Source organism: Pseudomonas sp. DP-17 (genome assembly GCF_022380625.1).
Taxonomy (GTDB): Bacteria; Pseudomonadota; Gammaproteobacteria; order Pseudomonadales; family Pseudomonadaceae; genus Pseudomonas; species Pseudomonas nitroreducens_A.
This window is the reverse complement of record NZ_JAKSXG010000017.1, coordinates 178,572-193,700: the sequence shown is the minus strand read 5'-3', so window position 1 is coordinate 193,700 and position 15,129 is coordinate 178,572. Positions and strand designations below refer to the sequence as shown.

Below are 15,129 nucleotides of genomic sequence, written 5' to 3'. Positions count from 1 at the left end.
GAGCGAGCTTGCTCGCGAACCGGAGTTGGGCTGTTCGCGAGCAAGCTCGCTCCTACAATGGACGTCCCTAGGCTCACGGGATCGTCCATGACAGGCAAGGGAGTTATCCACATGTACGACACCCTCGAACGCGTCTTCGGCTTCCGCCAGTTCCGCCCCGGCCAGGAGGCGGCGGTCAGTGCGGTGCTCGCCGGGCGCTCGGCGGCGGCGATCTTCCCCACCGGCTCGGGCAAGTCGCTGTGCTACCAGCTGCCGGCGCTGCTGTTGCCGCACCTGACCCTGGTGGTCTCGCCGCTGCTGGCGCTGATGCAGGACCAGTTGGCCTTCCTCGCCCGTCACGGTATTGCCGCCGCCAGCATCGATTCGGCGCAGAGCCGTGAGCAGACCGCGCAGACCATGGCGCGGGCGCGCAGCGGCGAGTTGAAGGTGCTGATGATCTCGGTGGAGCGCCTGAAGAACGAGCGCTTCCGCAACTTCATCAGTGAGGTGCCGATTTCCCTGCTGGTGGTGGACGAGGCGCACTGCATCTCCGAATGGGGCCACAACTTCCGCCCTGACTACCTGAAGCTGCCGGACTACCAGAAGCAGTTCCGCATACCCCAGGTATTGCTGCTGACCGCCACGGCGACGCCGGCGGTGATCGCGGACATGCGCAGCAAATTTGCCATCGCCGAGACTGATGTGGTCACCACCGGCTTCTACCGCGCCAACCTCGATCTGCAGGTCGAGCCGGTGGCCAGCGCCGCCCGCCGTGCGCGGCTGGTGCAGTGGCTGGGCGAGCGCGCCGGGCAGCCGGCCATCGTCTACGTCACCCAGCAGAAGACCGCCGAGGAAGTCGCCGCGCACCTGGCCGAGCGCGGCATTCCCGCCTGCGCTTACCACGCCGGGATGGAACACCCGGAGCGCGAGGGCATCCAGCGCCGCTTCATGGAGGGCCGGCTGAACTGCATCGTCGCCACCATTGCCTTCGGCATGGGCATCGACAAGAGCAACATCCGCCAGGTTGTGCATTACGACCTGCCCAAGTCGCTGGAGAACTACAGCCAGGAGATCGGCCGCGCCGGCCGTGACGGCCAGCGCTCGGAATGCCTGGTGCTGGCCAACCGCGACAGCCTCAATGTGCTGGAGAACTTCGTCTACGGCGACACGCCCGAGCGCGAAGGCATCCGCCTGGTGCTGGAGGAGATTCGCCAGGCGCCGAACGCGCAGTGGGAAACCATGCTGGTGCCATTGTCCGACCAGTCAAACATTCGCCAGCTGCCGCTGAAAACACTACTGGTGCAGCTGGAGCTACGCGGCATCATCGCTCCGCGTTTCGCCTATTTCGCCGAATATCGCTACAAGCTTCTGATAGATTCCACCGAGCTGCTGGGGCATTTCGAAGGTGAGCGGCGGCAGTTCGTCGATGCCATCCTCACCACCTCGGCCCGCGCCAGGACCTGGGCGACACTGGATTTCGATGCTCTCTACAGCCGCCACGGCGCCGAGCGCGCGCGGGTGGTGAAGGCGCTGGACTACTTCCAGGAGCGCGGCTGGGTGGAGCTGGAAAGCAAGCAGATGACCGAGGTCTACTCGATACGCGACGCGACCTTCGCTGTGGACGAGTTGAGCGACGAACTGCACCGCTACTTCAAGCGCCACGAAGACAGCGAGATCGCCCGCATCGGCGCCATGCTTGAATTGCTCGGCAGCGCGGAGTGCCTGAGCTGGCGCCTGGCCCAGTACTTCGGCGACCAGCAGGCGCCGCGCCACTGCGGGCACTGCTCGGTCTGCGCCGGCCGCATCGCCCGGCTGCCGGAGCCGCCCGCGCTGCCGCCGCTGGACGGGCAGTCGCTGCACAATCGCTGCGCCGCCTTCCTGGAGAAATACCGCAGCGCCCGAGGTCTTGCGCCCAGCGCCGACTGCGTGACGCGCTTCCTCTGCGGCATCAGCGTGCCGGCTTTCACCCGCCTGCGCGCCCGCACGCTGCCGGGCTACGCGACGCTGGAGGACTACCCCTACGCCCAGGTGCGCGACTGGGTGCAGGCGCAACTGTGATCGCCTGCAGACGTCGGGGCCACGCACGACTAAAGGTCGGCGTGATGCCGGCGGGGCTCCTTGTAGGGTGAGGGGAGGAAATTCCTCCTAGACTCACCAGGCACTGCCTGCCTACCGGCCGAGGAGCCCCCGCATGTCCGTCGAGCACCTGGATGTACTGATCATCGGCGCCGGCCTGTCCGGCATTGGCGCCGCCTGTCACCTGCAGAAGCAGTGTCCCGGCAAGTCCTACGCCATCCTCGAAGGCCGCGAGGCCATGGGCGGTACCTGGGACCTGTTCCGCTACCCCGGCATCCGCTCCGACTCGGACATGTACACCCTGGGCTACAACTTCAAGCCCTGGACGGACCCCAAGGCCATCGCCGACGGCCCGTCGATCCTCAGCTACATCCGCGAGACCGCCCGCGAATACCGTGTCGAGGACAAGGTGCGCTACCGCCACCGCGTGCTCAAGGCCGACTGGGACAGCGCCAGTGCGCGCTGGAACCTCACCGTGCAGCGTGGCGACGAGGACGAGCCGGTGCGCATGAGTGCGCAGTTCCTCTTCATGTGCACCGGTTACTACCGCTACGACGCCGGCTACACCCCGGACTTCCCCGGGCGCGAGAGCTTCGCCGGGCAGGTCATCCACCCGCAGCTGTGGCCGGAGAATTTCGACTACAGCGGCAAGCGCGTCGTGGTGATCGGCAGCGGCGCGACCGCCGTCACGCTGATCCCCTCGCTGACCGACAAGGCCGCCCACGTCACCATGCTGCAGCGCTCGCCGTCGTATGTGATCACCCTGCCGGCGAAGGACCCGATCTCCAACTTCCTGCGTCACTTCCTGCCGGAGAAGTGGGTGTACCGTCAGGCGCGGGCGCGCAACGTGACCATGCAGATGATCTTCTTCATGGCCTCCAAGGCGTTCCCCGGCGCGGTGCGCAAGCTCATGCTCAAGCTGGCCAACCTGCAGCTGGGCAAGGATTTCGACATGCGCCATTTCAGCCCGCGCTACAAACCGTGGGATGAGCGCGTGTGCTGCGTGCCAGACGGAGACCTGTTCAAGGCGCTGCGCCAGGGCCGCGCCTCGGTGGTCACCGACCACATCGAGCGCTTCACCGAGAAAGGCATCCTGCTCAAGTCCGGGCAGGTGCTGGAAGCGGACGTGATCGTCACCGCCACCGGGCTGGACCTGGTGATGTTCGGCGGTGCGGAACTGGCCATCGATGGCAGGCCCTTCGACGTCACCCAGAGCATGGGCTACCGCGGCATCATGCTGCGCGACCTGCCCAACCTCGCCGCCATCGTCGGCTACACCAACGCCAGCTGGACGCTCAAGGCCGACCTTTCCAGCGAATACTTCTGTCGCCTGATCAACCACCTCGACGCCATCGGCATGCGCCAGTGCACGCCGCGCCAGACGCACGGTTCGGTGAAGGAAGAGCCCTTCCTCAACCTCAACTCCGGCTATATCCAGCGCGCCGCCGACCGCATGCCCAAGCAGGGCGACCGCACGCCGTGGAAGCTCTACCAGAACTACGCGCTGGACCTCGCCCTGCTGCGCTTCGGCAAGGTCGAGGATGGTTATCTGAGCTTCACCTCGCCCAAGCAGCGCCACGCCGCGGCGGCACCGGTGGAAGCGCTGGAGAGCTGATACTCGCGACGGCGCTCGAGGTGACGGGCGCCGTTTCATCGACAGTCTGGATAGACATTATCGATACGCCGCTCTGCAACGCAGCGTCCTCCCGGCTTACCATGCGCGCCATTCCCGTCCATGCCAGCCAGAGGATTTTTCCATGCTGATCGAAGATGCCATCCGCAGCCGCCGTTCCATTCGTGGTTTCGACACTTCCTACGTGATGAGCCGCGAGGAGAAGGACGCCCTGCTGCAGCAGGCGCTGCTCGCTCCCACCTCCTTCAACCTGCAGCACGTGCGCCTGGTGGAAGTCAGCGATCCGCAGCTGCGTGCACAAATCCGCGAAGCCGGCTGGGACCAGGTGCAGATGACCGACGCCTCGATGCTGGTGATCGTCTGCGCGCAGGTCGACAGCTGGGAGAAGAACGCCGAACGCGTGTGGGACGGCGCCCCGGCTGAAGTGAAGAACTACATGGTCGGCGCCATCGACGGCTACTACAGAGGCAAACCGCAGACCCAGCGCGACGAAGCCATGCGCAGCAGTGGCCTGGTGGCCCAGACCCTGATGCTCGCCGCCCGTGGCCGCGGCCTGGACAGCGTTCCCATGGTCGGCTTCGACTTCGACGCCGTGGGCAAGCTGATCAACCTGCCGGCCAACCATGTGATCGGCCTGATGATCGCCGTGGGCAAACAGGCGGTGGAAGCTAAACCGCGCATCGGCCGACTGCCGCTGGAAGAGACGATCATTCGCGATCGTTTCTGATCCTCACGAAACGCGCCTCCGGGCGCGTTTTCTCTTGCTCTTCGTAGGATGGGTATCGCTCCGCTCCACCCATCCTACGTCGTGCTTCGTATTACTCGGGAGCGGAGTCCGCTATCCGTTCGATCAGCCATTGCAACGCCGTATCCCGTTCGCGCTGGGCGAGATACACCAGCTCCAGGTGAAACTGCCCCACGTCGAATGGCAGCTCCAAGACCTGCAACGGCAGCAACTCGGCAAAGTACAGGGCCAGCCGTGTCGGCAGCACCGTCAGCAGATCCGTGGTTGCCACCAGGTGCGCCGCCTGCAGGTAGTTCGGCGTGGTGTAGGCGATTTCCCGCTTGAGTCCCTGGCTGGCCAGCCACTGGTCGACCATGCCCTTGGTCTGCCCGCCGGAGACCCACAGGTGCCGCTGGCGGAGGAAGGTCTCCAGATCGATCCCGCCGTCTACCTGCGGATGTCCGCGCCGGGCCAGCAGGCGCAGCGTCTCGCTCGCCCAGGGGCGGCGCTGGAAGCGTGCCGGCAGCTCCTCGAAGCGCCCCAGCACCAGGTCGAGGTTGCCCTTGTCCAGCGCCTCGGCGGGCAGCGTCGGGGTCAGGTGCTGGATCGTGAGGCCAATGCCCGCAGCCAATGCCCCCACCCTTTGGAGCAGGTGCGGCATGCACAGTGCCTCGGCATAGTCGGTCAGCGCCAGGGTGAAGCGCTGACGGCTGCGCGCCGGGTCGAAGGTATCGCCGCCGGCCAGGCTCTGGCCGATGCGCTGCAGGGCGTCGCGGATCGGCGCTTCCAGCTCCAGTGCCCGCGGCGTCGGCTGCATCGCACGGCCCACGCGCACCAGCAGCGGGTCATCGAGCAGTTCACGCAGGCGGTTGAGCGCGTTGCTCACCGCCGGCTGGCTCAGCGACAGGCGCTCCGCCGCACGGGAGACGTTGCGTTCGCGCAGCAGCGCATCCAGCACCCGCAGCAGGTTGAGGTCGAAGGTATTCATATTCATCGGCTGAATGCCACTTATCACAACTCAAAATTTCAAAAATAGTACCGCCTTCCCTAAGGTGAGTGGTCTTCAAACGAGCGTTTCAGGCTGACAAGAGGAACAACATGAGCCAGAACATCCGCATCGCCAGCGCCGCCGTCATCGGCGCCGGCACCATGGGCCGGGGCATTGCCATGTGTCTGGCGAACGCCGGCGTGCAGGTCCTGTGGCTGGACAACAACCCGCAGATGCTCACCCAGGCCCTCGGCGCCGTGGCCGATACCTACGCCCACAACGTGCGCCAGGGCCGCATCGACGAGGCCGAAGCCGCCCGCCGCCGTGCGCGCATCTCCCAGGTGGCGAACTATGCGGCGATCCGCGAGGTGGACCTGGTGATCGAGGCGGTGTACGAGAACCTCGAGCTCAAGCAGTCGATCTTCCGCGAGCTGGATGCGGCGCTGAAACCCTCGGCGATCCTGGCTTCCAACACCTCCTACCTGGATGTCGACGCGATTGCCGCAGTGACCTCGCGGCCATCCCAGGTGCTCGGCCTGCACTTCTTCAGCCCGGCGCACATCATGAAGCTGCTGGAGATCGTGCGCGGCGCGAAGACCGCTCCCGCCGTGCTCGAAGCAGCCCTGGAACTGGGCGAGCGCATGGGCAAGGTCAGCGTGGTGGCCGGCAACTGCCATGGCTTCATTGGCAACCGCATGCTGGAGAAGTACGTCCAGGAGTCGCGCCGGCTGATCCTCGAAGGCTCGCTGCCGCACCAGGTGGACGCAGCGATCCAGGGCTTCGGCTTCGCCATGGGGCCGTTCCGCATGTTCGACGTAGTCGGCATCGACCTCGAGTGGCGCGCCCGCGAGCTGGCCGGCAAGGGCCAGGACGCGCCGACCGTGCAGGTGGACAACCGCCTGTGCGAGATGGGCCGCTTCGGCCAGAAGAGTGGCAACGGCTTCTACCACTACGAGCCGGGCAGCCGCCAGGCCGAGCACGACCCGGAAGTCGACGCCCTGGTAGTGCGCGAATCCGAGCGTTTGGGCTACCAGCGCCGCGAAATCGGCGCCGAGGAAATCCTCGAGCGCTGCCTGCTGGCGCTGGTCAACGAAGGCGCGAAGATCCTCGACGAAGGCATCGCCTCTACCAGCGCCGACATCGACACCGTTTACCTCAATGGTTATGGCTTCCCCAAGGACAAGTCCGGCCCAATGGCTTGGGCCGATTCCCAGGGCCTGCAGAGCGTGCTGGCACGCCTGCGTGACCTGGCCGGCGAGCACGGCGCGCACTGGCAGCCGGCCGCGCTGATCGAGCGCCTGGCCGCCGCCAATGGCCGCTTCGCCGACGTAAAACAGGAGCACTGAACATGAGTTACCAGGCACCCCTGCGCGACATGCGCTTCGTCCTTCACGAGCTGTTCGATGTCAGTGCCCACTGCGAGCTGCTGGGCAACGGCCTCGACCGCGAGCTGATCGACGGCGTGCTGGAAGAAGGCGCGCGCTACACCGGCGAAGTGGTCGCCCCGCTGAACCGCAACAGCGACGAGCAGGGCGCAACCCTGCTCAACGGCGAAGTCACTACCCCGGAGGGTTTCCGAGAGGCTTACCGGCAGTATTGCGACAACGGCTGGGCGAGCATGACCGGGCCGACCGAGTTCGGCGGCCAGGGCTTCGCGCAGATGGTTTCGGCCAGCTTCCATGAGATGCTGATGGCCGCGTCACTGTCTTTCCGCGTCTATTCCGGCCTGACCGAAGGCGCGGTGCTGGCGCTGTACAAGCACGGCGCGCCGGAGTTGCAGCGCGACTACCTGGCGAAGATGGTCAGCGGCGTGTGGAGCGGCACCATGTGCCTCACCGAGCCCCAGGCCGGCACCGACCTGGCCCTGCTGCGCACCCGCGCCGAGCCGCAGGCGGACGGGAGCTACCGTGTCAGTGGCAGCAAGATCTTCATCAGCGGCGGCGAGCAGGACCTCTCCGAGAACATCGTCCACCTGGTACTGGCGCGCCTGCCGGATGCGCCGGCCGGGGTGAAGGGCATCAGCCTGTTCCTCGTGCCCAAGTTCATCGCCAACGCCGACGGAACACCGGGCGCGCGCAACTCCCTGAGCTGCGGCGCCATCGAGCACAAGATGGGTATCAAGGGCGCGTCTACCTGCGTGATGAACTTCGACGGCGCCACCGGCTGGCTGATCGGCCAGGCCAACCAGGGCCTGGCGTGCATGTTCACCATGATGAACGATGCGCGCTTCCAGGTCGGCCTGCAGGGCCTGGGTATTGCCGAGCGCTCCTGCCAGGGCGCGCTGGCCTACGCCCGCGAACGTCTGCAATCCCGTGCGCTGACCGGTGCAGCCGAGCCGTCCAAGGCCGCCGACCCGATCATCGTCCACCCGGATGTAAGGCGCATGCTGCTGACCCAGAAGACCCTCACCGAAGGTTGCCGGATGGTGTCCGCGCTCTGCGCCCGCGAACTGGACCTGGAGCACGGCCATCCCGAGGCGGACGCCCGCAAGGCGGCAAGCAAGCGCGCGGCGCTGCTGATCCCCATCGTGAAGTCGTTCTTCACCGATGTCGGCCAGGAGGTCTCCAGCCTTGGCGTGCAGGTCTACGGCGGCCACGGCTACATCCGCGAGTGGGGCATGGAGCAGCTGATGCGCGACAGCCGCATCACCCAGATCTACGAAGGCACCAATGGCATCCAGGCGCTCGACCTGATCCGCCGCAAGCTGCTGGGCGACGGCGGTGCGGAGCTGAGCGCGCTGATCGGCGAACTGGTGGCTGTCTGCGAAACCGTCGGTGCGCGCACTGAACTGGCGGGCCTGGCGGAAACCGTGCGCCAACGCCTGCTGGAGTGGCGCAGCCTGACCGACGACGTGATCGCCGCCTGCCAGCGCGACCCGCAGGAAATCGGTGCTACTTCGGTGGACTTCCTGCAGTACTGCTCCTACGTGCTGCTCGCCGGACTCTGGGTGCAGGCTGCCGGCGTGGCCCAGGCGAAGCTGGCGGCCGGCGAGGGCGACGCGGACTTCTACCGCGCCAAGCTCGCCAGCGCCGAGTTCTACGTCAAGCGCATCCTGCCGCGCGCCAGCATGCACCGCGAAGCCCTGCTGGGTGGAGCGGATTGCCTGATGGGGCTGGATGCGGAGCACTTTGCTTTCTGATGCCCGGTTCAGGTGCCGCGCTCTTGCCCGCAGCGGGCACAGAAGCGCGCCTGGGGTGCCAGTCCATCGCCACAGCCTGAGCACAGGGTGGGTTTCTGGGAGGCGCCGCAGCGCTGGCAATAGAGGGCGTCCGGCGTAATGGCCGCCCGGCATTGCGCGCAGGGCGTGGTCGGTGCTGCCGCCGGTCGTGGCGGCGCATCCCGACAGTCCGGCGCATCGTAGTTGCCGTGGCCGCCGCCATGACGGCCGCCGTACCCGCGGCGACCATGATGCCCACCCATCATCAAACGTTCGAGCCAACCCATGATGTACCTCCAGTTTCCCGTCGTGGGGTGGAGTCATTGAGCAGCCTGTAGTTGCTACAGGGTCAAGGTTCGGGAGTGTGAGCGGAGATTTCGCCAAAGAGCGTCCAAGAAAAAACGCCGCGCCGGTTATCCCGGAGCGGCGTTTTTTCTTGAGCGGTAACAGGCTCAGGCCCGTTCCCACACTTCGAACGCGTAGGCCGGCGTCTCGCCTTCCGCGTCGTGCTCGATGCTCGACGCCAGGTGCCACTGGCTCGTGTTCACTTCCGGGAAGTGCGCATCGCCTTCCGGGCTCAGACCCACGCGGGTCAGGTACAGGCGTTCGGCGCGGCCCAGGGCTTCACCGTAGAGTTGCGCACCGCCGATCAGCATCAGCTCGTCGGCTTCCTCTTCCCTGGCCCACTGCTCGGCGCGCTCCAGGGCGGCGTCGAGGCTGGTGAAGACTTCCGCGCCTTCGAGCTTGAGGCCCGCCTGGCGGGTGACCACGATGTTCAGCCGACCCGGCAGCGGACGGCCCAGCGAGTCCCAGGTCTTGCGGCCCATGATCACCGGCTTGCCCAGGGTCATCGCCTTGAAGTGCTTGAGGTCCTGCGGCAGGTGCCAGGGCAGGCGGTTGTCGACGCCGATCACGCGGTTCTCGGCAAGGGCGGCGATCATCGCCAGGGGCAGGGCTTCGGACATCGTGACTCCAGTGGTGAACATCAGCGGGAACTCCCGTTGCCAGAGGATACCAGTCGCACCTCCCCGGTGGGACCGGAGGGCGGAACGCGCATGAAGAAGGTGCCGTCTTCGTTGACCTGGGTGATGCCAGTGGCCAGTACCTTGCGGTAGTCCTTGAGGTTGAAGGCCAGCGTCTGGTCCGGTTGCTCGGCCTTGAGCAGCACCTGGGAATAAGTGATGAGGATCTCGAAGATCTTCAGGTCGCCCGACTGCAGCCAGATGTACGACTGACCGGCCTGGCGCGGCGGTTCGAAGGCCAGCGAGGCGGCGCCCGGATTGGGCACGAACTTCAGGTGCAGGCCCTTGGCGTCCAGCCAGCTGGATTCGACACGCCCGCCGATGCCCACCAGCGGGAAGACCTGGTGGTAGTTCAGGTGCATCACGTTGTCCTGCAGCACCGCGCCGGGGCGCTCCAGTGTCACCAGCGAATCCAGGCGCAGGCCCACCAGGCTCATGGCGCCGTAGCTGGGCACGCCGAGCACCTTCACGCTGTCGGGCTGGTAGTCGAGGTTGTCGCCGTCGAGCTTCACCGTGCCGGAGAGCTTGAGCGGCAGCCAGGGCCCGACACCCAGCGGCTGCACCTCGCCGGAGACCAGCAGGCGGTCGCCTTCGACGCTGAGCTTGAAGTCGCGCAGCATGGTTTCCGGGTAGGCGAGGATGTGCTGGTTGAACAGGTTGGCGAGCTGCTCGGGGCTGAGTATCACCTCGCCCTCGGAGACCTCGATGCGCATAGCCTGCGGGCGGTCGAAGTCGATCGGCTCGCCGGCCTTGAGTGGCACCAGCCAGCCCTTGAGCTGCGGGCTGTGGAAGCCGACGCCGCCCTGGAAATACATGTCCACGTTATTGAGCAGGATGCCCACGCCGTCCTGGCCGGAATCACGCAGTCCGCCGGGGCGGCTGGCCTTGAATTCCGGTGCCGGCGGCGTCTGCTGGAACCAGCCCTGGCGCAGCACGCCCAGTTCGCGCTGCTGCTTGTCGATGGCGCTCTCGGCGGCAGCCTGGCCGGCCAGCGCGAGGCAGAGCAGGGAGGCGAGGAGGGTTCTCATAGGGCTTTCTCCTCCGGGGCGGGCGCTTTGACCGGCGAGACCGCGATGTGCACCATGCCGTCCTCGCGCAGGCGGATTTCGCCGTACTGCAGCTGGCGGCGGTAGTCGTAGAGGTTGAACAGCAGCGGTGCGTCGGGGCTCAGGCTGGTGAACAGCGCGTAGGCCTTCACCAGAATGGTCCGCGCCATCTTGATGTCGCCGCCCTCGATGAACATGTAGCTCTGTGGCGCCTTGAGCTGCGGCCATTTCAGCTCGGCCAGGTCGCTGCCCAGCAGCAGGTCCATGCCGCCGTCGGCCAGCTTCAGGCTGCGGACGGTGAAGTCCAGGCGCGGCGGCGGGAACAGGCCGTCGAGGTCGACCAGGATACGGTTGCCGATCAGCTGCATGTGCGCGGTGTGCAACTGCAGCACTTCGGACATCTCGATGGAGGCGGCGGTCAGCGAGGGCGTGACGTCCACGTTGTCGACGAAGATTCGCTGCGGCACCAGTGCCACCTTCAGCGGCCCGGCCTGCTCGATCCCGGTGATCATCCGCAGCGGTCGCCAGCGCCCCTTGCGCAGCAGTTCGCCGTGGACTTCCTGGCCGTCGGCGCGGGTGCTGAGCCTGAGGTTGCGAACCGGCGCCTTGGCGTTGCGCAGCTCCTCGTTGAGCAGACTGGCGAGGGTGGCGTCGGCGACGAAGATATCCCCGGCCTGGATGCGCGCGACCATGGACTTCGGGTCGTCGAGCATCAGCGGCGTGCTGCTACCTGCTACCGGGCTCATCTGGATCAGCATCCTGCGGATGAAGAAGCCGATGTCGTCGTGCAGGCGGAAGTCGGTCTGGCTGATCCACAGTTGCGAGGTGTTGCTGGCGGACTGCCGGGCGCTGACGTCGGCGCCCAGCTGGCGCGGCGGCACCGCCTGCATCAGCGGGGTGTCCGGGCCCCAGTCGGAGGGGCGCACCGGTGGCGTTTCCACCGCCGCCGCGGTGGCGGCGGCGAACAGCAGGGGCAAGGCACTGAGCAGCGAGCGCAGCATGGCGAGGCCTCATTGTTGTTTTTATAGGGGCAGTGCTATCGGCTGAGTCTGAGGCTGGCCGCGCGCGGCGAGAGCCCCTCCTTGGTTTGGTTGACGCCACCGGGTGTTACCGGCGGTGCCGGGACGTGGCGGCGAGCAGCGGTTATCCTTGGTGCCGAATACCGATTGCCGGAGAACCCGTGAGCGAGTCCGCCCTCCAATCCCTGTGGCTGTGCGAGGCCGTGCGCCTGCGCGAGGAACAGGTCGGCCCCCTGGAAGACAGCGAAGCCAACCGCCGCGCCATCGTTGGCGGTGGCGACCTCGCGCAGCGCCTGCAGCACCGCGCGCTGCTGCTGGCCGAACGCGACGGCCAGCGCGCCGCCCTGCGCACCTGGACCCAGGGGGCGCGCCTGTCGATCTACCTGCTGCTGGCCCTGGCGCTGTTCACCGGCGGCGGCCTGGCCTTCGCCGCGCTGGGTGACGGCCAGCGCCCGGTGAATGTGTTCTGGGCCCTGGCCAGCCTGCTCGGCCTGCACCTGCTTACGCTGATGGGCTGGACTCTGGCCTTCTTCGCTGGCGGCGAGGCCGCCGGTGCGCTCGGCCGCCTGTGGCTGTGGCTGAGCGGCAAGCTCGCCCGCGACGCCCAGGCCGCGCAGCTGGGGCCGGCCCTGCTGGTGTTGCTGGACCGCCAGAAGCTGACCCGCTGGGCGCTCGGCCTGCTGGTCCACGGCCTGTGGTTCGTCGCACTCACGACCGCGCTGGGCGTGATGCTGGCGCTGCTGGCGACGCGGCGCTACGGCTTCGTCTGGGAAACCACCATCCTCGGCGGCGACACCTTCATCGCCCTGACCCACGGCCTCGGCGCGCTGCCGTCGCTGCTCGGCTTCCCGCAGCCGGATTCGGAGCTGGTGCGCGCCAGCGGCGATGCCCTGGTGGCCAGCGAGAATGCGCGACACGCCTGGGCCGGCTGGCTGGTCGGCATCCTGCTGGTCTACGGCGTACTGCTGCGCGGCGCGCTCTGGCTGCTCTGCCTGTGGCACTGGAAGCGCGGGCGTGCGCAGCTGGCGCTGGACGTCTCGCTGCCCGGCTACGCCTTGCTGCGCGAACGGCTGATGCCGGCCAGCGAGCGCCTGGGTGTCAGCGATGCCGCGCCGGACGAACTGGTCGAGCCGCAGGCGCGAGCACCGGCGTCCACTGCCGACGGCGCGCTGCTGGTCTCCATCGAACTGCTCGACCGGCCGAACTGGCCACCCAAGCTGCCGGAGAACATCGCCAACGCAGGCGACCTCGACGACGGCGCCCAGCGCCGCCGCCTGTTGGAACAACTCACCCGCTACCCGCCGGCGCGCCTGGTGATCGCCTGCGACCCGCGCCGCTCGCCGGATCGCGGCACCCTGGCGCTGATCGCCGAACTCTCGCGCTGCGCCGCTGCGACCCGCGTCTGGCTGCTGCAGGCGCCGGCTGGCGAGGCGCTGGATGCCGAGCGCCTGGGTGACTGGCATGTCGCCGTCGACCGCCTGCAATTGCCGCACACCTCGGCGTCGCCGCTGGGCTGGCTGGAGACCGGGCATGACTGATGCGCTGAAGCTGGCCGTGGTCGGCCACACCAATGTCGGTAAGACTTCCCTGCTGCGCACCCTGACCCGCGATGTCGGTTTCGGCGAGGTGTCCCATCGCCCGAGCACCACGCGCCATGTGGAAGGCGCGCGGCTGTCGGTGGACGGCGAGCCGTTGCTGGAACTGTACGACACGCCGGGCCTGGAGGATGCCATCGCCCTGCGTGACTTCCTCGATGGACTGGAACGCCCCGGCGAGCGCCTGGACGGCCCGGAGAAGCTGCGTCGCTTCCTCGAGGGCAGCGAAGCCCGCGGCCGCTTCGAGCAGGAAGCCAAGGTGGTGCGTCAGTTGTTGGCCTCCGACGCTGGCCTCTACGTGATCGATGCCCGCGAGCCGGTGCTGGCCAAGTACCGCGATGAACTGGCCGTACTCGCCGCCTGCGCGCGCCCGCTGCTGCCGGTGCTCAATTTTGTCGCCAGTCCGCAGCACCGCGAGGAACAGTGGCGCGAGGCGCTGTCGCGTCTTGGACTGCACGCGCTGGTGCGTTTCGACAGCGTGGCGCCGCCGCTGGATGGCGAGCGCCGGCTATACGAAAGCCTGGCTCTGCTGCTGGAGCGTGCGCGCCCGCAGCTGGATCGGCTGGTGGCCGATCACGAAGCCCAGGCCGTGGCCCGCCGCGAGGCCGGTGCGCGGCTGATCGCCGAACTGCTGGTGGATGTTGCCGCCTGCCGCCAACTGGTGCCGGCCGGCGATGCCGCCGTGCGCGCCGCCACCGAGGCGCTGCGCAATCAGGTGCGCAAGCGCGAAGACACTTGTGTGAAGGCGCTGCTCAGCCTCTACGCCTTCCGCAAGGATGATGCCCGCGCAGCTGATCTGCCCCTGCTCGATGGGCGCTGGGGCGATGACCTGTTCAACCCCGAAACCCTGCGCCAACTGGGCATCCGCCTGGGCGGCGGCGTTGCGGCCGGCGCGGCGGCGGGGGCAGGGATCGATCTGCTGGTCGGCGGCCTTACCCTCGGCGCGGCCACTGCGCTGGGCGCCATCGCCGGCGGCGCCTGGCAGACCGTCGGGCACTACGGCCAGCGCCTGCTGGGCAAGCTCAAGGGCAGCCGCGAGCTGTCGGTGGACGACAGCGTGCTGCGTCTGCTGGCGCTACGGCAGCGGCAACTGCTGGCGGCCTTGCAGATGCGCGGGCATGCGGCGGTGGAGGCGATCCAGGTGCAATCGCCCGAAGACAAGCAGTGGCGCGAGGGCAAGTTGCCCGAGGCGCTGCGCAAGGCGCGGGCGCATCCGGAGTGGTCGAGCCTCAATGGTCGCCGACGCAGCGAAAAAACCGAGCGGCAGGAAGCAGTGGCGCAGTTGGCGATCCAGTTGCTCGAGCCGTAGGCACGGTACGGCGGCGGTTCGCGAGCAAGCTCGCTCCTACAGGGGCGCCGCTCTTTTGTAGGCGCGAGCTTGCTCGCGAACGCTCTCAGACGAGCGAAACCATCTCCACCCTTGGCTGCCCGTCGACAATATCCAGAATCGCCAACGCAATCGGCAGCTTGAACCGCCGCGGCCCAGCGCTGCCCGGATTCAGGTACAGCACCCCGTTGCGAACCTCGTTCAGCGGCTTGTGCGAATGTCCTGCCAGTACCACCTCGATCCCCTCGGCGACTGGGTCGATAGCCAGTTGCTTGAGGTCGTGGATCAGGTAGAGCCGCAACCCGCCCAGCTCCAGCAGCAACGTTTCCGGCAGCGCGGTAGACCAGTCTTCAGTGTCGTTGTTGCCGCGCACCATCTCCAGCGGCGCCAGCTCGCGGAGCGAGTCGAGGAGCGAGGCGGGGCCGATGTCGCCCAGGTGCAGGATGCGCTGGCAGCCTTGCAGCGCCGCCAGCGCTTCGGGGCGCAGCAGGCCGTGGGTGTCGGCGATGACGCCGATGCGCAGGGAAGTGGTCATGCCAGGGAGCATAAACCACGACGCCACC

General features: G+C 67.4%; 13 protein-coding genes. 7 read left to right on the top strand and 6 right to left on the bottom strand.

Going from position 1 to position 15,129, the window contains the following annotated elements; genetic code table 11:
- The first annotated feature begins 111 nt into the window (after positions 1-111).
- From MJ122_RS27025 to MJ122_RS27015, 3 genes are all read left to right on the top strand, one after another.
- Positions 112-2,037 carry an ATP-dependent DNA helicase RecQ gene (locus MJ122_RS27025; protein ID WP_239745901.1) on the top strand — a complete coding sequence of 642 codons (1,926 nt, stop codon included), beginning with the start codon at positions 112-114 and terminating at the stop codon, positions 2,035-2,037.
- A 133-nt stretch (positions 2,038-2,170) separates the two neighbouring features.
- On the top strand, positions 2,171-3,670 hold the full coding sequence (locus tag MJ122_RS27020) for an NAD(P)/FAD-dependent oxidoreductase (protein WP_239745900.1): 1,500 nt from the start codon (positions 2,171-2,173) through the stop codon (positions 3,668-3,670).
- Between the two features lie 142 nt (positions 3,671-3,812).
- A complete protein-coding gene (locus MJ122_RS27015) occupies positions 3,813-4,415 on the top strand; it encodes a nitroreductase family protein (RefSeq protein ID WP_088420127.1) in 603 nt (200 codons plus the stop codon).
- Positions 4,416-4,506: 91 nt separating this feature from the next.
- Here the strand turns inward: MJ122_RS27015 and MJ122_RS27010 are convergent, their stop codons facing one another.
- Positions 4,507-5,406: a LysR family transcriptional regulator gene (locus MJ122_RS27010; protein ID WP_239745899.1), complete on the bottom strand. Its 900-nt coding sequence runs from the start codon at positions 5,404-5,406 to the stop codon at positions 4,507-4,509.
- Between the two features lie 104 nt (positions 5,407-5,510).
- Here MJ122_RS27010 and MJ122_RS27005 point away from each other — a divergent pair, with 104 nt between their 5' ends.
- Both MJ122_RS27005 and MJ122_RS27000 read left to right on the top strand, forming a co-directional pair.
- A complete protein-coding gene (locus tag MJ122_RS27005) occupies positions 5,511-6,746 on the top strand; it encodes a 3-hydroxyacyl-CoA dehydrogenase (protein WP_239745898.1) in 1,236 nt (411 codons plus the stop codon).
- Positions 6,747-6,748: 2 nt separating this feature from the next.
- A complete protein-coding gene (locus MJ122_RS27000; protein WP_239745897.1) occupies positions 6,749-8,539 on the top strand; it encodes an acyl-CoA dehydrogenase C-terminal domain-containing protein in 1,791 nt (596 codons plus the stop codon).
- An 8-nt stretch (positions 8,540-8,547) separates the two neighbouring features.
- Here the strand turns inward: MJ122_RS27000 and MJ122_RS26995 are convergent, their stop codons facing one another.
- From MJ122_RS26995 to MJ122_RS26980, 4 genes are all read right to left on the bottom strand, one after another.
- Positions 8,548-8,844, bottom strand: coding sequence for a zinc ribbon domain-containing protein (locus tag MJ122_RS26995; protein WP_239745896.1), 297 nt, complete (start codon positions 8,842-8,844; stop codon positions 8,548-8,550).
- Between the two features lie 165 nt (positions 8,845-9,009).
- Entirely contained in the window at positions 9,010-9,522 is a 513-nt protein-coding gene (locus tag MJ122_RS26990) for a dihydrofolate reductase (protein WP_239745895.1), read from the bottom strand.
- Positions 9,523-9,542: 20 nt separating this feature from the next.
- Positions 9,543-10,607 (bottom strand): hypothetical protein, encoded by a 1,065-nt coding sequence (locus tag MJ122_RS26985; protein WP_239745894.1) that lies wholly within the window; start codon positions 10,605-10,607, stop codon positions 9,543-9,545.
- Positions 10,604-11,626: a hypothetical protein gene (locus MJ122_RS26980; protein WP_239745893.1), complete on the bottom strand. Its 1,023-nt coding sequence runs from the start codon at positions 11,624-11,626 to the stop codon at positions 10,604-10,606. Before MJ122_RS26980 ends, MJ122_RS26985 begins: the two co-directional genes overlap by 4 nt.
- Positions 11,627-11,805: 179 nt before the next feature.
- Here MJ122_RS26980 and MJ122_RS26975 point away from each other — a divergent pair, with 179 nt between their 5' ends.
- Both MJ122_RS26975 and MJ122_RS26970 read left to right on the top strand, forming a co-directional pair.
- On the top strand, positions 11,806-13,182 hold the full coding sequence (locus MJ122_RS26975; RefSeq protein WP_239745892.1) for a DUF2868 domain-containing protein: 1,377 nt from the start codon (positions 11,806-11,808) through the stop codon (positions 13,180-13,182).
- Positions 13,175-14,548, top strand: coding sequence for a GTPase/DUF3482 domain-containing protein (locus tag MJ122_RS26970; protein ID WP_239745891.1), 1,374 nt, complete (start codon positions 13,175-13,177; stop codon positions 14,546-14,548). The genes MJ122_RS26975 and MJ122_RS26970 overlap by 8 nt, the downstream gene beginning before the upstream one ends.
- Positions 14,549-14,633: 85 nt before the next feature.
- Here MJ122_RS26970 and MJ122_RS26965 read toward each other — a convergent pair whose 3' ends face one another.
- A complete protein-coding gene (locus tag MJ122_RS26965; protein ID WP_239746812.1) occupies positions 14,634-15,101 on the bottom strand; it encodes a metallophosphoesterase family protein in 468 nt (155 codons plus the stop codon).
- Between the last annotated feature and the right edge of the window lie 28 nt (positions 15,102-15,129).

Bases quoted from the DNA above. Each gene is read 5' to 3' on its own strand.
- MJ122_RS27020 (WP_239745900.1), top strand. From the start codon at position 2,171: ATGTCCGTCGAGCACCTGGATGTACTGATCATCGGCGCCGGCCTGTCC.
- MJ122_RS26970 (WP_239745891.1), top strand. From the start codon at position 13,175: ATGACTGATGCGCTGAAGCTGGCCGTGGTCGGCCACACCAATGTCGGT.
- MJ122_RS27025 (WP_239745901.1), top strand. From the start codon at position 112: ATGTACGACACCCTCGAACGCGTCTTCGGCTTCCGCCAGTTCCGCCCC.
- MJ122_RS27015 (WP_088420127.1), top strand. From the start codon at position 3,813: ATGCTGATCGAAGATGCCATCCGCAGCCGCCGTTCCATTCGTGGTTTC.
- MJ122_RS26965 (WP_239746812.1), bottom strand. From the start codon at position 15,101: ATGACCACTTCCCTGCGCATCGGCGTCATCGCCGACACCCACGGCCTG.
- MJ122_RS27005 (WP_239745898.1), top strand. From the start codon at position 5,511: ATGAGCCAGAACATCCGCATCGCCAGCGCCGCCGTCATCGGCGCCGGC.
- MJ122_RS26995 (WP_239745896.1), bottom strand. From the start codon at position 8,844: ATGGGTTGGCTCGAACGTTTGATGATGGGTGGGCATCATGGTCGCCGC.
- MJ122_RS26980 (WP_239745893.1), bottom strand. From the start codon at position 11,626: ATGCTGCGCTCGCTGCTCAGTGCCTTGCCCCTGCTGTTCGCCGCCGCC.
- MJ122_RS27000 (WP_239745897.1), top strand. From the start codon at position 6,749: ATGAGTTACCAGGCACCCCTGCGCGACATGCGCTTCGTCCTTCACGAG.
- MJ122_RS27010 (WP_239745899.1), bottom strand. From the start codon at position 5,406: ATGAATATGAATACCTTCGACCTCAACCTGCTGCGGGTGCTGGATGCG.
- MJ122_RS26985 (WP_239745894.1), bottom strand. From the start codon at position 10,607: ATGAGAACCCTCCTCGCCTCCCTGCTCTGCCTCGCGCTGGCCGGCCAG.
- MJ122_RS26990 (WP_239745895.1), bottom strand. From the start codon at position 9,522: ATGTCCGAAGCCCTGCCCCTGGCGATGATCGCCGCCCTTGCCGAGAAC.